General features: G+C 36.4%; 13 protein-coding genes and 2 pseudogenes. 6 read left to right on the forward strand and 9 right to left on the reverse strand.

The features are described 5' to 3' along the window. Nucleotides 1-1,006: 1,006 nt before the first annotated feature. Nucleotides 1,007-2,800 (forward strand): laminin G domain-containing metallophosphoesterase family protein, encoded by a 1,794-nt coding sequence (locus ACFX4L_RS14775; protein WP_377405524.1) that lies wholly within the window; start codon nucleotides 1,007-1,009, stop codon nucleotides 2,798-2,800. 73 nt (nucleotides 2,801-2,873) lie between these two features. On the opposite strand, the gene ACFX4L_RS14780 is transcribed toward ACFX4L_RS14775, so the two are convergent. The 3 genes and pseudogenes from ACFX4L_RS14780 to ACFX4L_RS14790 all read right to left on the reverse strand — a co-directional run. Next, entirely contained in the window at nucleotides 2,874-3,359 is a 486-nt protein-coding gene (locus ACFX4L_RS14780; RefSeq protein WP_377405526.1) for a hypothetical protein, read from the reverse strand. A 299-nt stretch (nucleotides 3,360-3,658) separates the two neighbouring features. Then, nucleotides 3,659-4,555, reverse strand: a complete 897-nt coding sequence (locus ACFX4L_RS14785) for a DMT family transporter (RefSeq protein ID WP_377405528.1) — start codon at nucleotides 4,553-4,555, stop codon at nucleotides 3,659-3,661. A 146-nt stretch (nucleotides 4,556-4,701) separates the two neighbouring features. Beyond that, nucleotides 4,702-4,953 (reverse strand): annotated as a pseudogene (locus ACFX4L_RS14790) (recombinase family protein); the annotation flags it as partial. 416 nt (nucleotides 4,954-5,369) lie between these two features. Here ACFX4L_RS14790 and ACFX4L_RS14795 point away from each other — a divergent pair. Continuing rightward, nucleotides 5,370-7,163 (forward strand): PhoX family protein, encoded by a 1,794-nt coding sequence (locus ACFX4L_RS14795; protein ID WP_377386921.1) that lies wholly within the window; start codon nucleotides 5,370-5,372, stop codon nucleotides 7,161-7,163. A gap of 488 nt (nucleotides 7,164-7,651) precedes the next feature. On the opposite strand, the gene ACFX4L_RS14800 is transcribed toward ACFX4L_RS14795, so the two are convergent. Beyond that, nucleotides 7,652-8,392 (reverse strand): VCBS repeat-containing protein, encoded by a 741-nt coding sequence (locus ACFX4L_RS14800; protein WP_377405548.1) that lies wholly within the window; start codon nucleotides 8,390-8,392, stop codon nucleotides 7,652-7,654. Between the two features lie 499 nt (nucleotides 8,393-8,891). Here ACFX4L_RS14800 and ACFX4L_RS14805 point away from each other — a divergent pair, with 499 nt between their 5' ends. Continuing rightward, complete coding sequence (locus ACFX4L_RS14805) at nucleotides 8,892-10,109, forward strand: cytochrome P450 (RefSeq protein WP_377386918.1); 1,218 nt, start codon at nucleotides 8,892-8,894, stop codon at nucleotides 10,107-10,109. 784 nt (nucleotides 10,110-10,893) lie between these two features. On the opposite strand, the pseudogene ACFX4L_RS14810 reads toward ACFX4L_RS14805, so the two are convergent. Both ACFX4L_RS14810 and ACFX4L_RS14815 read right to left on the reverse strand, forming a co-directional pair. Then, nucleotides 10,894-11,093 (reverse strand): annotated as a pseudogene (locus ACFX4L_RS14810) (recombinase family protein); the annotation flags it as partial. A 75-nt stretch (nucleotides 11,094-11,168) separates the two neighbouring features. Beyond that, a complete protein-coding gene (locus tag ACFX4L_RS14815) occupies nucleotides 11,169-11,750 on the reverse strand; it encodes a hypothetical protein (RefSeq protein ID WP_284471123.1) in 582 nt (193 codons plus the stop codon). A 650-nt stretch (nucleotides 11,751-12,400) separates the two neighbouring features. Between ACFX4L_RS14815 and ACFX4L_RS14820 the strand changes: the two genes are divergently transcribed. Continuing rightward, complete coding sequence (locus ACFX4L_RS14820) at nucleotides 12,401-12,928, forward strand: cysteine hydrolase family protein (protein ID WP_377386915.1); 528 nt, start codon at nucleotides 12,401-12,403, stop codon at nucleotides 12,926-12,928. 450 nt (nucleotides 12,929-13,378) lie between these two features. On the opposite strand, the gene ACFX4L_RS14825 is transcribed toward ACFX4L_RS14820, so the two are convergent. Further along, nucleotides 13,379-14,125, reverse strand: a complete 747-nt coding sequence (locus ACFX4L_RS14825) for a TerC family protein (protein ID WP_377405530.1) — start codon at nucleotides 14,123-14,125, stop codon at nucleotides 13,379-13,381. A gap of 511 nt (nucleotides 14,126-14,636) precedes the next feature. Here ACFX4L_RS14825 and ACFX4L_RS14830 point away from each other — a divergent pair. Together ACFX4L_RS14830 and ACFX4L_RS14835 are read left to right on the forward strand one after the other, a co-directional pair. After that, nucleotides 14,637-14,792, forward strand: a complete 156-nt coding sequence (locus ACFX4L_RS14830; RefSeq protein WP_377386953.1) for a hypothetical protein — start codon at nucleotides 14,637-14,639, stop codon at nucleotides 14,790-14,792. Between the two features lie 346 nt (nucleotides 14,793-15,138). Beyond that, a complete protein-coding gene (locus tag ACFX4L_RS14835) occupies nucleotides 15,139-15,408 on the forward strand; it encodes a hypothetical protein (protein WP_377386951.1) in 270 nt (89 codons plus the stop codon). Nucleotides 15,409-16,327: 919 nt separating this feature from the next. Here the strand turns inward: ACFX4L_RS14835 and ACFX4L_RS14840 are convergent. Together ACFX4L_RS14840 and ACFX4L_RS14845 are read right to left on the reverse strand one after the other, a co-directional pair. Continuing rightward, nucleotides 16,328-17,125 carry a fumarylacetoacetate hydrolase family protein gene (locus ACFX4L_RS14840; RefSeq protein WP_377386948.1) on the reverse strand — a complete coding sequence of 266 codons (798 nt, stop codon included), beginning with the start codon at nucleotides 17,123-17,125 and terminating at the stop codon, nucleotides 16,328-16,330. Between the two features lie 305 nt (nucleotides 17,126-17,430). Beyond that, nucleotides 17,431-18,864 (reverse strand): alanine/glycine:cation symporter family protein, encoded by a 1,434-nt coding sequence (locus ACFX4L_RS14845; RefSeq protein ID WP_377405532.1) that lies wholly within the window; start codon nucleotides 18,862-18,864, stop codon nucleotides 17,431-17,433. Between the last annotated feature and the right edge of the window lie 137 nt (nucleotides 18,865-19,001).

Here is a 19,001-nt window from a genome sequence, read left to right on the forward strand (position 1 = left end):
GGGAAAAGCGCGTCTAGGGGAGACCCCGCAGGCGAAAGCCGAGGAGGCTCCCCGACCGCCCGCGGAAAGCGAGTGCCCTACGTTCCAATCAACGGCCAAATTGTACAACTCATAAAAAATAGACAAACTCGATTTTCATCGAGTTTGTCTACAGTCTGAGGCGTTCTACTTTTGTAGAAACGCCTTTTTATACCATTTACTTGATTCAATCATTTATAAATCAATTTCTGTTACTGCTGAAATCATTTAGAACATTGGCCTCCGATTTTTATCTTTCATTTCAAGAACACTTCTTAACATTTCATCAGGGCATCGGTCCCTTTACTGCTCTTATGCTGAAACCTGCACCAATCAAGTCATTTATATATGTCGGAATTTTCAGTCAAGAAGGTTTTTTCACGCATACCTTCAGATCGATAGTTCCCAACTGGCCAAAACAGATGATTTTCTTGTTCATCTACATACCAAGTTTGCTCTTTGCGAGAAGTGAAGGTTAAATGTCAAAGTCGTCTCATACGCAAAAAAAATTGCATCAACATTTTTGTTTTGTTTCACTTTTCATACATCTCCTATAAATCAAGATAGCCTCCTAATACTACGTCAATTTCAGTAGGCTATCTTCTCCTTCTTACCATTTCATTCACCTCATTTTTCTTGATGAATCATTGTCCTTATACTTTCAAATGCTTGTTTATTTACCTTCCCATCAGAGGTTCAGATTCAATCAAACCATAACATGTAATTTTATGATTAAAGCGTTCCTTCAACAAGGTAAATCAAACGCATTAGACCTTACCTCCTAATGTGTTTTGCAGGAATAAGTCTTTTTTACTCATCCTTAATAAGTTATCAAGAAGATAAGCAAACTATATCCATATTGCAGCTTATAAGAATCTCCCTGCCTAGGCTTAGTTTTCGACAAATTATCCAGGTAGTAAATAAAGAATAAATGAATAACGGTTATTCATAAAATCGCTTAATCAATATTTAATGGGGTGAATGTTTTATGAGAATGAAAAAAGCTTTTATAGGTCTCTCACTCTTATTTATGATTGTTCCTGGTATAGCTAAGTCGGCCGATTCTTTTAATCCCGCTTCTAAAAATGATCGTAGCGGTATCGTGGCAAATTGGAAATTCACAAAACAACATGTTAAAAGCGGTTCAATCGATAAAGGTAATTTAATTTTAGAAGATACAAGCAAACAAGGAAATGATTTAAAGTTAGTGACGATAGGTGATCCTGCCTCGCCTGAATTGAAAAATATGATTCAATGGTCTAAAGAAGATTATTATGATCAACAAGAAGGGGGAAGCATGAAATTCGCAAATTACGAGAACGCGCCTTCAGGAAGATATTTCAAAACCAAAAAGGATGCACCAATAAATTCTGAGAAATTCGATAAAGGTTTTACCATTGAAGCGGTTTTTAAGTTGCCAAGGGAATCCAAGAGCGGCATGGGTCTCTTTTCCAGACAAGGACAGGCTGCCGATCTTAATAAATTGGAAGGCGAGAAGAAAATCCTTTCGGCATTAACTATATCCAGTGATCAAAAAATACATTGGACAAGCCATCCATCTAATTTAAATTATAATGTAAGCAATTGGTCCCGAGCTTTAAATCCTGATGAGTGGTACCATTTGGCGGTCGTTAATGATAGTTACACGACTACTTTAACTTTGAATGGCGTAAGTGATTACGGAAAATCAGAAAAGGTCATAGGAATTGCAGCATTAAAAGGTAAAGGCTGGAACATCGGAGCATCTGAATGGGGAAATAAGCTGGGTGGACTATTCGGGGGGAATATCCAAGAAATACGTATTGCTAATAAGGCTTTGACTGAAAAAGAATGGATTGTGCAGGATGCTCGCGATGATAAACCATTCGAAGGATCAAACAAAGCGTTACCTTTTCTAACGAATAGAAAGAATTATAATTTTCTTTTTGTTCCAGATGTCCAGAAATATTCAAGCCAAAATCCCGAGATTTTCAATAGCCAAATGAACTGGATTTCCAAAAACACTAAAAAGAACAATATCATTATGAATACATTTGTTGGGGACATAGTGGATAATGATTTAGAAGAACAATGGCAGAATTCCCTTGGAGCCATTTCCCATATGGATAAAAATGAAGTTCCATATATGATAGCGGCCGGAAATCATGACTATGCTAAAGGAGATCCTTTCTTAACACATTATGGGCCGAAGCGTTTTGTTAATAAAAAATACTATAAGGGGTCTTCTCCGTCTGGATATAGCTCTTATGCAATGGCTAAAGCAGGAAGTTATGAATACTTAATCTTAATAGTGGATATGAAAAGTCTGCATAAGGACTTGGAATGGTCAAAACAGGTTCTAGATCAACATAAAGATAAACCGACGATCCTCGTCTCACATGATATTATTTACCCTAAAGTTAAAGATGATAAAACCATTGCCGCCGAGTCTTCCAATGGCCGACTGATTTGGAGGGAACTTGTTAAGGACCACAATCAAGTGTTCATGACGGTAAATGGACATTATTTTGGAATAGCACATCAGGTCAAACAAAACTCAGCAGGAAATGATGTCATTCAAATGCTAGTCAATTACCAAACGAATTATCGAGGGGGAAATGGCTGGCTACGACTTGTAGAATTTGATGAAAAGAAAAAAGTACTGATATTCCGTACTTTTTCCCCATTTGTCGATGAAATGTCTAAGAAAGAAAAATCTTATATCGATTATAAATTTTTAACTGGCGAAAATAATTCATTTAAATTGAATTGGGACTTTAAAAATAGATTTACCTTTAATTAATTTAACTAAGATGAAGAAAAAACCCACTCCCCTAGGTGTAACCAAGCTATATCATCAACCTAGGGGGATTCCTTTATTTGGAGCCTTTTTTTCTACTAATTTTAATCGTCATGCTTATTTCATCATTTTTTTCCAAAACCAGATAATATTTAGATTTAGTAATTGATATATTTTTTTCTTTACCGTAATTCAGTATATCCTTTAAGACCTCATCTGGATTAAAACCAAAAATCCGAATATTTAGCCCTTTTTTCAAACGGATAATAACACCTTTGGTTGCCCATCCGACAGTTGTGAATTTCAACTGGATGATTTGTTCAGGGTAGATTACTTTTTTATAGATTGGCTTTGTCCAAAATTTCATTTGGTAAGATAAACAATCATTCTCCATGATAAATTCATAATGAATGAAGAATGCTGCGAGAAGAAAAACCAATATTGCAAATTGAATGTAACTTATGAATCCCATGGAGAAATCTTTTTTAATGATGTGAGGAAGGATTATACTTGACATTAAATATCCTAATAGCACCCTTTGAGTTCTTGCAATATAGATCATTCCTATCCCCTTTTAGTCTTATTGATGAAATATCTTTTTACTTTTATAGTCTTTTAGCCAGCACCTTATCAGGGATTCGAGCGACATTCTTTGTTTTAGTTTATTTGAATGAAAGTTATGATTCGCTACATGGTTACGCGGACTTAATCAAAGTCGCCCTCAAATGTAAAAAGTAGTCAGTAGATAACCTGGTTTCCCAGATACAATAAATCCCAATGTAATTACGAACTTGCCCCAGGATGTCATAATAAAACAAATAAGGGCTGGGGTATTCCTGAGTTAGAATAAACCATGAATTTTCATGCAGCTTTTTTCATCACTGATTGATACTTTCCGAACAAATTGACAACAAGGACTCCGAAAATAGCAATCACGCCGCCAATGACTGAAAGAGTACTTGGCACCTCTTGCAGCCAAACCCAGGCGACGAAAATGGCAATAACAGGTTCAATGTATAACAGACTAGAAACGGAACTGGCTTTTCCTAGCGAGAGTGCCATTGCCCATGTAACATAACCGATGGCCGCAGGGAAAATACCAACAAAAATCGCTGATAAGTGACCTTCCAGTGTAGCTTGATGAATTTCTTGAAAGAGCCCAGGAAAGAATATGAAAAAGGGTATCGTACCGATCCATGTGAAATAAGCTGTCAATTCAATCGGATTATAGCGGCTAAACAGCGGCTTTTGGAAAACAAAAAACACCGCAGAAGCAACAGCAGACATCAGCACTAAAAATGCTCCTTCAGATATATTTAATGATGGGCCTGCAGTACCTAATGTTATTAAGGTGATTCCTATGAATCCAATGCCTAAACCAATCCATCCCAATAAACCAAGGTGTTCTTTTAAAACGATTGCAGCAATGATCGCGATGAAAACAGGTGCTGAACCAATCAGCATTCCAGCGGTTCCCGCCGAAACGGTTAGTTCCCCGAATGTCACCCCGATGTGGTAAATACTAATACCAATTAATGAGAGAATCGATATCCTTAACATATCCCCTTTTTTCGGGAGTTGAAATTTCACCCCAGGCCATAGAGCATAAAGGACAAAAACCCCTGATGCTATTAAATAACGAACAAGCACCAAATGGCCAGCTGAATACCCGCCATGCAAGCCTGCACGAATAGCAGCGAATGTAGATCCCCAAATAATAACTGTAATAAATGCCAATAAAAATGCCTTTGTGTTCAAAACCTATTCCTCCCAACCATTCCCTATAAACTGAAGGTATCATGGATACGTGAGAACTTCAATAAAATTCCCAACTTGCTGTAAAGTGGCATAGTAAGTTAAAGGATTTTCATTTGCTGTCATTCTTTCCTGCTTTCCATAAATCATAGACCCACATCCATTCCTACACGCTGACATTTTTGAATTCTATCCCCTCTTCTTCCGTCATCCGTTTAAGAATCTGGCAAAACCAAAACAGTAATGAATGTATCAAAACTGAGTCGTGTCCAACAAAGGCATATCCATCACACGATGTCTGCTTGAATGTTTTTCGTGATGACATTCCATTCGTGAAGATCTTTATTTCGTCCAAAACGTTTCAGTAATGAATGTAAATCTAAACAATAAATCCTGCTAATTACGAAATAGTAAGTATATAGCTATTTGGGGATGACCAAAACATTTTATATTCTAACGAGGTTTTTTTAAAAATAAACAAAATCTTTATAGGGTTCATCCGACAGTAATACCTACAACATCTTGAACTAGTAAACGATAAAAAATGGGGCTGATACTACGGACTTCTTGGCTTTAAAAAGTCTGTATTGCTGGAACACAAGTAATTTTATTTTAAAGATATCTGCTATTTGTTTTCCTTTAGCACAGGGAAACAAGTCCATTTCAGAAAATGCCTAAAGGGTTAATATTGTTAGTCAAAAAAACTTTTAATAGTTTTATGGGGATTACTTTACATTTCCTATGCATTCACTTTACATGCGTAGTCTACTATGGGAGACAAGGTTATCAATTTGAACTAAACACGGAGGTTACTGAAATGAAAAAAGGAAAAATAGTCGCACCACTCTTGAGCCTAACTGTTTTATTGCCATCCACTACAAATGTATTCGCTCAACCAGATAAACAAGTTTCAGTACATAAAGTCGAGTTTATTGGGATGAATGCGCCTGTTACGCAAGACCAACGCTCAAAGATGTACAGTGAAGCATCAGTTAAGGTGACCTACACTAATGGTTCCCAAAAGATGCTACCTCTTGAATACAAATCACTGTTCCAACCTGGGGATGAATTTAAAAATGGCATTGCCGGTGCTGCCTATGATGCAAAAGGCAATATGATTAAGAGTCCTGAAGGCACCCCCTATATTTCCACTGCACCTGACAGCAATACGGTCATAAGCGTAAAAGGTAAATTGTATATGGTGAACCATTATGAGGCAATGCCTTCAAATGAGACTGGTAATATGCCAAAATCAATGATGTTAAATACTCTAAAGCAGAATAAAAAGACTGGGGAACTGACTGTAACAGATACAAAGCCGATTGATTTTTCAGCAGACGGTGGAATCTGGACCCCTTGTGCAGGTTCTCTATCTCCTTGGAACACCCATCTAGGCAGCGAAGAATATGAGCCCGATGCTAGGTCACATGAAGCAAATCCTGAAAATTCTGTAGTGACTCAATTTGCCCTTAACTATTATAACGATAAAACAGTCATAGGTAATCCCTATCTATACGGTCATACACCGGAGGTAACCGTTCATCCTGGAGGAAAATCCACGGCTGTGAAACATTTCAGCATGGGACGACTTTCATCTGAAAACGTTAAAGTGGCTCCAGATAACCGTACCGTTTACTTCGGTGATGATGGTGCTTACACTATGGCTTTCATGTATATAGCAGATAAAGAAAAAGACCTGTCTGCCGGAACGCTGTACGCAGCAAAATGGATTCAAACGGGACAAGAAAATGGTGGTTCCGCTGATTTAAAATGGCTTAAATTAGGTCATGGAACTGATTCAGAAATTAAAAAACTTGCTCACAAGCTGAAATTCAGCGATATGTTTGAAGCTACAAATGATGTAGAATTTGCAAAAGCGAATGGATTTAAACGAGTAAAAGCGGGTGGAAGAGATGAATGGCTAAAGTTGAAGCCTGGCATGGAAAAGGCCGCAGCTTTCTTGGAATCTCGTCGTTATGGTGCATTGCTCGGTGCGACTTCAGAGTTCAACAAAATGGAAACCGTTGAATTAAACAAGGCAGATAACAAGATCTATATGACTATGTCTACTATAGCTGGCGGGATGGAGGCTAATCCATCTGATCAAGTGGATGACATTCAGGTTCCTAAAATTAGTTCTGGCGGGATATATGAACTTTCGCTTGCCGAGGGACAAAAAGACCAGAATGGAAATACGATTAAAAGTAGATACGTAGCCAATGAGATGGCTGGTTTAATCACAGGAAAAGATCTTTCTTCTAAGGATGCCGCAGGGAATACGGCAGATTCCGAAAAAATCTCAAACCCTGATAATATCGTATTTTCTGAAAGAATGAGAACATTATTTATTGCCGAGGATGGCGGGAAACATCACAATAACTATGGCTGGGCTTATAATGTGGATACAAAGAAACTTTCTCGCATTATCTCAGCCCCTGACGGTGGAGAAGTGACAGGTATACAGGCACTTGATAATTTAAATGGGTTCACATATCTAATGGTCGGTTCTCAAAATCCAGGGAATGCAGGTTATTTATCTGGTCTACCTTCTCTTGATGATAAAGATAGTGAACGAGATGACGATGATAAAAACGATGACCATAATGATTAAAGTGGACTATCGCAACAATAACTGAGACAATAATCATAACAATAATAAAAAAGAATTATTGGAGAAATCCAATAATTCTTTTTTATATAGGTACTTTATAAATCTCAGATAACGTCTGCTTTTTTCCCATTTCGCTTATTAAGCTTAATCTTCTTTTATAGTGTTGCTTTCTATTTAAATACACCATGATTTACTTTTTAATCCTCAATAGGCCTTTGTATTGGCCACACACACGCAGAACCTCCTAGTTGCTTCTGGTAAAAACTTCAGCAGTAGACAAAAAACAATAGTGAAAAAAGCCGCGCAAATTAAGGGGTATAATGATTTGTTAGATGATAACTCCCGTACCGTTTCTGCATGAAACATGTGATAACGCCTAGAAATTTTTCCGCTCATTTTATTATTTCTTTATATTTTTTTCACTTTCTGTACCTTTGGGCAAGTTTTCGTCCCGTACCTTGTTCACAGCCTTCTTTTCCTCAATGCTGCTATATTTCCCCTCCAAAGATAGCCACATTCTGACGGTCAGGACCAAACTCTCGCCCGTTCCATTTCAATACAGTCTGTACAAATCCGAGTGAGTCGGCATTGTACCTCCCGGCTATCCTCTGATACGCTTCTAGCTCAAATATGCCGTCCCTATTAAAATCAACCGGATATAAACCAGATAAAGGATTGACCCATCCTTCTATCGGTGCCTTCAAAACACCATACTTGTTATAAATTTCAGATAAATATCCCTTATCCTTATTCGTAAGGTCAAGAATGTACTTTTCCTTCAGGTAATAACTGTTCACCATTACTTTGTATTGATTTTCATAAGTCACATCGTACTTATATGTTTCATTGAATGAATCAGAATTAAAAATATGCATAAGTTGACCATTAATATAAGAAAATACATACGCATAAATAGTACCACCGCTCCCTCCTGTATCAATGACCACTAATATGTCATCCCCCTTCTTAGCCGTGAAATCACCAAGTATAAGGGTCGGATTGTATCCAGAGTTATTTTTTATGGGGATTTGTTCATTTTGGTTAGTTCTCCCATTTTGGAAAACCAAAGTTAAATTCCTCCAAAATGGGCTATCAGGGGTTTTGTTTGCGGTAAGAAAAACATTGTCCATTATCCCGTCCCCATCAATATCGCCTCGCTTTTCAGTCACTTTGGTTGTTCTGTTCATGTTCAATTCTCTTGAAAGAACAGATTGGAGGCTCAATTGCATTTCTAGCAGTTCCTGCTTTGAAGGATAAGGATTTGGAAACGACAACGCGTTATCAATCGTTTGCAGTGCTTCGTTCGTTAATCCGGCTCTTACTTGAGTCTCAGCCAAACAGTACCAAAAATAAGGGTGATTCGTTTCTTGCATTTTTGTGAAATAGTAATGAATCATTTTTCTGATATCATTCGTAACCATCTTCCTCCCATCTGTCTCAATTAATTTCAATATAAAATTATATGCAGGAATTTGGGGTATATCCTTGGAGTTTTTTAGTGACTTTGGGTCTGGTATGATCTTAAACGATGAGCTAAGCAACTTAAAAGAGGTTTTTCTTTAGGCTGTGGATCAAACATCAGGTTTCCCGAATTATTACTTTCTTCTTATTGAAAAATATTTCATTTTATGTCAATTGAAACCGAATTACAAGTTTGTTATCTTAGAAGAATGAACCGGTTCATGACTATTTTCTGTATAAATATTAGACAATATAAGGAGAGATTCCATGACACAAGAACAGAAGTCAACGAGTGCAGTGGAGCAGTATGCTAATCTTATCCCCATGAGAGAAATTGATTCGAACGCAGATCAATTATTTCCATTTCCTATCTTTAATGATTTACGGCAAAAAAGTCCTGTAAGGTATGACGAGTCTCGAAGTTGCTGGGATGTGTTTCGATATGAAGACGTTCATTATATTCTAAAAAATCCAAAACTGTTTTCATCGGAACGAGGTTCTGGAACTTTGCAAGGAAGCATTTTGACAATGGATCCTCCTAGACATACGAAAATGAGAAACTTAGTGAACAAGGCCTTCACTCCTAAAGCAGTAAAGGATTTAACAAATAAAATCGAAGAAGTGACACTTTATCTCCTCGATCAAGTTAAAGAGAAGGGAACTATGGATCTCGTTCATGATCTTGCTGGTCCGTTGCCTGTCATAATAATTGCCGAATTATTGGGGATCCCTACTAAGGATCGAGATCTTTTTAAAACTTATTCCGATGTTCTCGTGGAAGGGGCCAAAGACAATTCTAGTGAAGCCTTCCAAAGAATGACACAAAAACGCAAGGAAGGAAACGAGTTTCTTAAAGAATATTTCAAAAAAATAATTAAAGAGAGAAAAAATAATCCTGAAGAAGATTTAATTTCGCTATTAATAGAGGCAAAAATTGATGGGGAGAAATTAACAGAAGAAGAGTTACTATCTTTCTGTGTTTTATTATTAGTTGCGGGGAATGAAACAACAACTAATTTAATTACAAATGCCGTACGCTATATGACAGAAGATAAAAAAATACAAGAACAAGCTAGGACAAATCTGCCTTTAATACCAAAATTGGTAGAAGAAACATTACGCTTTTATCCTCCAATACAGGCAATTGGCCGTATTGCAAAGGAACATGTCAAAGTTGGAGGCAAAACAATCCAAAAAGGGGAACAAGTGATTTGCTGGGTAGTTTCGGCAAACCGGGATGAACAAAAATTTGCAGAGCCTAACCGGTTTACGTTAGAAAGAAAGTTAAATCCTCATTTGAGTTTCGGGTTTGGTATTCATTTTTGTTTAGGGGCCCCACTTGCACGTCTGGAAGCTGAAGTAGCTCTCGTGACTCTATTAAGTACATTTTCCAAATTGGAAGATGTAAAAGGGACTAAGTTGGAGGCGATTCCAAGTCCGTTTGTTTTTGGAGTGAAAAGCCTTCCTTTAAAATTCACAAGATAATGGGCCTTGCTGCCTAAGAATAAAACATAGATTGGGCAATATAAAGCCTATCAATAACAAAAAATAAGGTTTTTCCATATGATCCCAATGAAATAGAGAGTGTATTAGTTACGACCTTTCCCATTGGGTTTATTTGGAAATGATTTGTCAAGTTTGAACCCTATATTTATTATTGATGTACTCGGATTTTATGACCTAAACATACAAAAACGAAAATGAAAATCACAAAATGGTTTTCACTTTCGTTTAAATACTATTTTGGGGTTTAGCGCATCTAACTTGTTCACTTCACTTTGGCATGCTTTTCTTTACCAATTATCCGTTTTATCTAATAATTGATCAATGTCAAATGTATCGAGATGGAATGGAATTGACTCCTCGGCAATTTCTTCAGTATCTAATAGCAATTGGTCAATATTAATTATAGCCAAACAATTCGCCTTCCTTTTTTTCACTTCTCATATTAAATATAATAAACATTACGTTTACTAGTTAAACCTTTTGAGGGTATTATTTGTCATTTATTTAAGTATTTAATGTAAAAATGAAAGAAGTCATGTCACAGTCCGAAGAAATAGTGAGAAAAATATTAAGTGTCTTTTTTTGTTTTATGTTCAGATAGGGATATTGTGAAGGTTTCTACTTAAACTAACAGATGCGCTAGTTCATTAAGGTACGAAAAAGATCAATCTTTTTTCAAAACATCTCCTTTCTATTTATTCATTTATCAAGGTTTCTTGTATTAACTTGATCAAACTTTGTTTCAAAGCCACACTTTTCCGATTTACTTTTTTTCTAAATAGCTATAAATCGGTGTGTCACTTTCAATGAACGATTTCATCATGTCAATATCCTCGGTCCAAACTTTTCAAGACGTCCACGCAATCTTGCAGCAGAACATCCTGCAGCCGAGCGTTCCTCAATCAAATTACGATCAAATTCCACAAACGCTGCGAACAGGTGAAACATCAATAGACCCGTTGCCATATTTGAATTTTCTTAGCGTTGTAAATCCGCATTTTTCTGACGCTGCTCCTTTTAGTAATGTTTATCATCCAATTAAAAAGACGCATGAATCATAAATAAAATAAGAAACCCAATAGCCAGTTTAAAGTGCCATTTTTTATCTTTTCTTTTGAATCGTCTAAGCCCCATAAATAGGAGGAAAATCAAAAGAAAAATAGCGAGAATTCCCGTGATATGCGTAAAGTCCCATTTAAATCCTCTAATGATCGCCAAATATCCATGAAGAAAAACGACTCCAGTAGATGCTAACGCAAGGGGAACATGCCATTTTCTTACTAACTTTCCGAGAAACTGGAGGAAACTTTTTATTTGAAAGTTCCTCCACTTTATCGTTTTCAAACGTTTCCACTTTAATAAAAGAAAAACAGGATAGATAGCAAAAACGGCAAAATATAAAATTCTTGAAATCGACCCAAATTGTTTTACGATTATCTTAAAATGTTTGTAATCTTGCATCATTAGCTGCTGATGATTAAGGGAAATAAGTAAAAGTCCTATGAAAAATAAAAAAATGGTTATGGTTAAACAGATAATGATGATTCTTAGTTCTTTTGGATTTGGAATATGGCTGGATAAAAAGTGATTGTTTTTTCTTGTATTCCGTTTTGAACTCATCGTATAGTACCCCTAGTCTTTTGAATGGAAAATATATTGTCAGTATAAATGAAAATTCAATGAAAATTGGATTATTTTTATAGAATACACGGAAATATCTAAAACTATACTTTAGGAAAACTAAAGAACCCTCCTTTATCCATCAATGGATAAAAAGGCAGGGCAGTATAGCTTATTATGATTAAAACATTTTTAGGAATTTATGGATACGGGATACCTTACTTTAATTTTTTTATATAATAGACTATAGGAGTTAAATGAATGAAGAACTTCAAAAATTAATTAAAAATTTAATACAAATTGAGCATGTTCAAGCCTCAAGATTCTGTTATTAATGTATGAAATTTTACATAATCATACATTCAAATTCAAGTGAAAGCTCCCCTTATTTGGGTAGTGTTAAAATGCCGAATATGTACAAGTTAAGAAATCTGCGGTAAAGCACCCGTCAATTGGTTTTACGTGAAATGGTGCTAGGACCCTAATCATTAGAAGCTTGAACAATCCATTCATATCTTTTTCGCAAAAAATACTTTTTAAAGGGAATACTAAATTGAAGATGTTCCTTACATAAAATATCATAAAACCATCAGATGGCAATTCTAGAAAACCCTACTTAAGTGGAAATCAAGAATGAACGGGGGATGAGTGTGAACGGGAAAAATACTGCATTACTTATAATTGACCTTCAAATAGGATCATTTTCGGATAAACTTATATATAAAAATGATGAATTATTAAAAAATATTCAATTCCTCATTTCAAAGGCCCGAATTGAGCAGGCCCCTATTTTTTTCACGAAACACAATGGTAAAGCAGGAACCCTTAATTACAAAGGAAATCCTGGATGGGAAATTCATCCGTCGCTCCCTCTTTTAAAAGAAGACGTTATAATTGAAAAGGATTATCCTGATTCATTTCAACAAACGGATTTACAGCAACAATTAGTAACCAGAAAAATAAGTCGAATTATCATTACGGGAATTCAATCGGAAATATGTGTAGATGCTACTTGTCGTCGAGCATTTAGCCAAGGTTATGAAGTTATTCTCGCAGAGGATGGTCATAGTACATGTGATTCTAACATTTTAAACGCTTCTCAAATAATCAATCACCATAACAACATACATGCCGAATGGTTTGCCAGTGTAAAAAAAAACGAAGAAATTTTCTTTTAATGATTTTATAAACAGAAAAATGTGGCAGAAAAGAAAAGGAAATCTCAGTCATCCCTCAATATAAAAGAACCTTTATTTTAGGAAGATTTTGATATCGACCTACAATTGACGGAGCTTGAATCCATTTGCTGACGGAGTGATATAACAGTAAAAAATAGCCAAACTATTGCAATTAAGCGAGCATATTATTCGTCACCTCCCGTTTTAATAAGCTCAGCTGAATCAACTGCATTTATCATTGGCTTTGCGATATCAAGTAGTTCAGAGGCATTTTTTGTTACAAGTCATTTAGTTTTACAGACTTTTTAACAAAGAAAAAACAGACCGAAATTTTGAAGTCGGTCTTTAATCCTTATTAAGTAAACATAACAGTAAACAAAATTTAACTATAAGGAACTCCTTTTATTGAAAATAAGTGAGTTAAATGAACAATTATTCAGACAACGTTACTCATTTTGCTTCATCGTTTTTTTCTGTCTTTCCAGATAAAAACCATCCACCCAAAGCAATAAGAAGCATGACTGTCCAAAAGATTATATTCCAAATGGGCCCTTCAACAAAATCATGGGGAATAATGTGCACGAAAGGATGAGCAAGAGTATGCATTAATAACTTAACCCCTACCCAACCTACGATTAACATTGCTGCTGTTTCGAGGCTAGGTCGATCTGTCAATATCTTAACGAAGTAACCTGCAGCAAACCGAATGACGATTAAGCCTGCAATTGCTCCTATTAATATAACAATGAATTTAGCCCCATCCATACCTCCAATATCGCCCATGGGGGTATCTGGCAAGGCAATGACTAGAGCGACTGCAGCTAAAATGGAATCAATGGCAAAGGCAATATCAGCTAATGCAATTTGCGCAACGGTCATACGGTAGCTTTTCACTTTTTTTTCTTTTTCCCCGTGGTCCTTTTTTAGTAAATGTTTTAAAGAGATGAAAATCAAATACGCAGCACCAATCGCCTGGACCTGCCAAACGTGGAAAAGGTAGGAAATCGTGAAAATTGCACCAATCCTGAATATAAAAGCTAAAAGTAATCCAATATTTATTGCTTTTTTTTGCTGTTCTTTTGGTAAATGCTTCGACATAATGGCTAAAACCAATGCATTATCAGCAGATAATAAACCTTCTAAAAAAATTAAAATAATTAAAACCCAGCCATACTCCAATAATAAAGATAGTTCCATAATACCTCCCTATAAGCATGTATAAGTATGTGTAAAAGACTTCAATATCGTCTTTATACATTTAACCGGAATTATAAACCCTCCAACACTTTCTCCTCCATTATTGTCCCATTGTATCCACTTCCTTATTCAAACCTTCCGTCCCATATGCTCCATAAGAAAAAGAGCTGCCGAAGCAACTCCCTTCTTGAAGTTTGGCTCTATAATAATATTCCTTTATGCTTAAACTTAGTTCCCATTGAGGAAAATTGGGGTTTTAAACTTAGATTGACTAATCCAAAATACTTCATTAAGTTCGGCAAGCATCAACTTTGTTTAATTACCGAATCAGGAATTAATCCCCTGCCACTCCATTAAATGTAATTCCATAAAATGTCCGTTGTGATGTTCCTAGCTTCTGCTGATGTACCAGAGATATTCGTAATACTGTATTAAGAATCTATAAAAGGGATTTAATAAATAAATACTTTATCTTATTGATAGATGGTTGATAAAAGGGAGGGATACAGGTATGCATGAACTGATAGAAAAAGCGAAAGAGCTTCAAGTCTTGCAGACATCGTTGCAAGAACGATTAGATGCTACAGAAAAGAATGACATGATCCTTTTTCAGATTTTAGCGATGCAGAAATGCTCCAGTGGTTTCTTCACCGGCGAGAGCATTTAAAACAGCTACATGAAAAGTCCGCCAGCACCATACAAGCCTATGAGCGAGAACTTATTTAATTTATTGTTCAATCACTCACTTATTTGGTGGAAATCATTTTAGATTTGGAAAAAGTTGTGGAGGCTTCCCTCTTTAAATCTCTATCTACCCGGCACATTCAATGTATCAGGAAAGGTTATCAGAAAAAAGCCCCGATGTCGTAACAAAAGGAGCTTATTCTGTTGCCACATTATCCAGAAAGAAAACCATCATTAAGAGTTTATTGAAATTCCTGTTCGAAGCAGGCTATATCACTGAACCCATCTTTTTTTCGATTATTCCTCTCTAACGATGACAGGCATGCCTAATGAAGAGTTTACAAGACTCCGAATCAAGGATTACCAGCATGTATTTTCTAGAGTTCCTAGGTAAAGGAAATAAAAGAAGGCAAATACCATTGAAAGAAAAAGGAATGAATAGTATTCGAATGTTCCGTTCAGCTAGAGGAATCGAGGATATTGATGCAGCACAAGGAGCCGACCCGCTCTTTAAGACCCATACCGTCCGTGCATACTCTCCCTCTTATTTGTCTCAATACTTAACAAAAGCCATTAAAGAGAGAGGATTGCCTTTTTAAAGTTTCGTTCTTCTTCCATTCGTCCTCATACATTTAGGTAAGCTTTTGCCATCATTTCTCACTTAAATGAAGTTGATGTCCATCAGATTATGAAGAGCCTGGGCCATAAGCAGCTATCCACTACAGAAATTTATTTGGAGAGGGTTTTTGAAAAAGAACGCCATGCGATTCATTTGTTGTAATAAGATGTTTTTGGTGAGTATATATAATAGAAGAAAGTCGTCATATTTAGAGAAGTTTTTGCTGGATTTTTGACCCCATTTGAGTGGTGCACTCTTTAAAAAATTGATTCGAAAATGGTTAAAGATTGATAAGATATGAAAAAAGGTCGAGATTTAATAAAAGATACTCTCCATACCTTGCAATTCAAACGTATGATCAAAGGGGAGAACAAGTCATCTGGATGGCTTGTTCTCCCTCTTTTTTAGAATAATCCTTTTGATTCAGAAAGCCTAGCATGTATTTGCTGCATATCTTCAGCTTTATATTTTTACAATGTAATTAAACCGGCCTTCGGTAAAGACCAAATTAACTTTTAATACTCCATGAATCTTGATCCCTTTTAATATAGCCTTTTTGTTCTCATTGATAATTCTTGTGATAGGTTTAAAAGTCGGATACCAATTCTCTAGTAAAAAACGGCACAGCCAATATTATCTTACGATGAGCAGAAAAACCAAGGTTGATTTTATATTCGTATTCCCTCTACAATACCTGCCTTATGAAACCTTTTCACATTAATAGGGCAAAAACAGCATCCCGACCTTATTCCCTTCAAAAAACCATCTCTTTGCCCATGAGAGTAGCATCATAATTACTACGAAAGATAGTAGGAGATGTCCCCTGGAACATTTTAAAAAGTCGGCTCATCCATATTGGAATATTTTCATTTTTGGTTTTTTATGAATGCTTGTACATTCTACTCGACATGATTACATAACTGACCGATGTTCTCGACTTCCACAACGACCACATCCCCTGAATTAATCGAGCAGCTGCCAGATGGTGAACCCGTGGCCAAAATGTCACCTGGCTCCAGTGTCATCACCTGCGAAAGCCAGCTGATTAAAAACGGAATGCTCAGAGACATTTGATTGGTATTCCCGTCTTGGACAACGCGGCCGTTTAATGTGGTCACAATTCTCAAATTTGTAGGATCTACCCCGGTAACGATGCACGGCCCCAAAGGTCCGAATGTATCAAATCCTTTGCCCCGCGTAAACTGTGGATCTTTTTTGGTAAGGTCTCTTGCTGTGACGTCATTAAATATCGTGCAACCGAACACATAATCAAGCGCATCTTCTTCTTTAATGTTTTTTCCGCGCTTTCCAATGACAAGGGCCACTTCCCCTTCAAGTTCCACTTGGTTGGATAGATCGTTTGGAGGAAGGATAATTTTCTCCTTGTCTGCAATAAGCGAAGATAATGGCTTTAAAAATAGAAATGGTTCTACAAGGTTTGCCTCTCCCCCTGTTTCCTTCGCATGACCTGCATATGTCCAGCCGAAATTAACCACTTTCGAAGGTTTTACAGGTTCCAAAATTTTTACGTCACTATATTTCAGTTCTACCCCGTCATACTTTATTTCCTTGTTGACAAGTTCAGCAAAACTGCTAGACAGTTGTAATATCATCTCATCCTCAACAATACCGTAATGTATTTTGCCCTGTTGATTCTGATAGCGGACTATTTTTTGCGTTTTTTGTAGCACTTGCATAATGAATTAACTCCTTTGATAAGTAAGATATACTGACTTAGATAATATATAATTCGGGTCTCACATAATCGCAAACGATGAATCCAACTCCATAATAACCATAGCTCAACAATGGGCTCAGTAAGTGAAGCCCTGGTGGTAGATTGTTTTATTCGATGAAGTACGAAAACGGCTTTATACGATTTCATCGAAACGTTGAATAATGAGCAAGCAATGCAGTTGAAGCACTTACACTACTTTTAAAACAATAAGTCAGACGGAAACATATGCGGTGGATTTGTTCATATGTCTGCACATCTTTTTTATTACATGGCGTTTTTCTTTTTTAAAGTGGAAGCATCTTGAGAGTGTTCCCAACATTCAATATTTTCAAGACCTTTAATGCTGTCTTTATAAAAAACAGGATCTTGACCAGCTTTTTTCTGTTTCATATAATCACTTAATGCTGCAAAAGCTACTTTTGATAATAAGAGAACGGCAATTAGGTTTACGATAACCATCAAGCCCATAAATAAATCTGCTAAATCCCATACAAGCTCGACTTTTGCTACCGCTCCGAATACAATCATGGCGAACGCGCCTATTCGATATAGAATCAACCATACTTTACCGTTGTGTAAAAATCGAATATTTGTTTCCCCATAATAATAGTTACCAATTAACGAACCGAATGCAAATAGGAAAACAAAGATCGCAAGACAACCTGATGCCCAGGAACCGATGTGTTCAGTTAATGAAGTTTGTGTAAGTGCAATGCCAGTTAGCCCTGGTTGTTTATAAGCATCCGAAAGTAAAATAATAAATGCTGTGCTTGTACAGATGATCAGTGTATCCGTTAATACGCCAAATGCCTGAATAAGTCCTTGTTTCACCGGATGACTTGTTTTTGCCGTTGCGGCAACGTTTGGCGCACTTCCCATACCAGCTTCATTCGAGAATAAACCACGTTTAACGCCATTCATGAACGCAGCGCCGATTGAACCGCCTGCCAGTTGTTCAAAGCCAAACGCGTTATGAATAATAAGAGAAAGAATTTCCGGCATTTTGGTTATGTTCATCGCTATGACAAATAATGCCATTCCAAGGTATAACACACCTAGAATCATCACCTTGTATTCAGCAATTTTTCCAATACGCTTCACACCGCCAAAGATAATCGCAGCGAAAGCAAGTGTCATGATAATCCCTACAGTTAAACGATCTGCCCCAAATGAGTTCTTAAAAGCAATTGTAACGGTATTTGATTGTACAGAATTGAATACAAGACCGAAAGAAAGCGTAATTAAAATGGAGAATAATACTCCCATCCAACGTTTGTTTAATCCTTTTTCCATATAATAGGATGGACCGCCTCGGAAACCAGTTTTATCTTTTACTTTATATACTTGCGCTAACGTACTTTCTATAAAGCTGGTTGCCGAGCTAATAATTGCAATAATCCACATCCAGAATATCGCTCCAGGACCGCCTAACGCAATCGCAATCGCAATTCCTGTAATATTACCTGTCCCAACGCGGGCGGCCATACCAATACAGAACGCTTGAAAGGGGGAAACGCTGTCTTCAGAACCCTTTCTTCCTTCCAATAAAACACGGACCATTTCCTTTAACATTCTAACCTGTACAAATTTCAATTTAATTGTGAAATAAATCCCACAAGAAACAAGCATAATAATTAATAATTTTGACCAAAGGAAATCATTTGTTACGCCAATCACATGATGTAATAACTGTTGCATTTAAACACCTCTTATTAAAATTTAGTTAGCTTAGAAGATACTTGTTTTTTTCAATTTTAAAAAGGATCAACTTCATCAACTGATGAAGTCTGTCCAAAGACAGGAGTTTATAGTTCCTAAAAATTGGATTTAATGAC

Source organism: Peribacillus sp. YIM B13482 (assembly GCF_042787975.1).
Classification (GTDB): Bacteria; Bacillota; Bacilli; order Bacillales; family DSM-1321; genus Peribacillus; species Peribacillus simplex_A.

Coding starts and splice junctions, on each gene's coding strand:
- ACFX4L_RS14775 (WP_377405524.1), top strand. CDS start 1,007: ATGAGAATGAAAAAAGCTTTTATAGGTCTCTCACTCTTATTTATGATT.
- ACFX4L_RS14780 (WP_377405526.1), bottom strand. CDS start 3,359: ATGATCTATATTGCAAGAACTCAAAGGGTGCTATTAGGATATTTAATG.
- ACFX4L_RS14795 (WP_377386921.1), top strand. CDS start 5,370: ATGAAAAAAGGAAAAATAGTCGCACCACTCTTGAGCCTAACTGTTTTA.
- ACFX4L_RS14800 (WP_377405548.1), bottom strand. CDS start 8,392: ATGCAATTGAGCCTCCAATCTGTTCTTTCAAGAGAATTGAACATGAAC.
- ACFX4L_RS14805 (WP_377386918.1), top strand. CDS start 8,892: ATGACACAAGAACAGAAGTCAACGAGTGCAGTGGAGCAGTATGCTAAT.
- ACFX4L_RS14815 (WP_284471123.1), bottom strand. CDS start 11,750: ATGAGTTCAAAACGGAATACAAGAAAAAACAATCACTTTTTATCCAGC.
- ACFX4L_RS14825 (WP_377405530.1), bottom strand. CDS start 14,125: ATGGAACTATCTTTATTATTGGAGTATGGCTGGGTTTTAATTATTTTA.
- ACFX4L_RS14830 (WP_377386953.1), top strand. CDS start 14,637: ATGCATGAACTGATAGAAAAAGCGAAAGAGCTTCAAGTCTTGCAGACA.
- ACFX4L_RS14835 (WP_377386951.1), top strand. CDS start 15,139: ATGAAGAGTTTACAAGACTCCGAATCAAGGATTACCAGCATGTATTTT.
- ACFX4L_RS14840 (WP_377386948.1), bottom strand. CDS start 17,125: ATGCAAGTGCTACAAAAAACGCAAAAAATAGTCCGCTATCAGAATCAA.
- ACFX4L_RS14845 (WP_377405532.1), bottom strand. CDS start 18,864: ATGCAACAGTTATTACATCATGTGATTGGCGTAACAAATGATTTCCTT.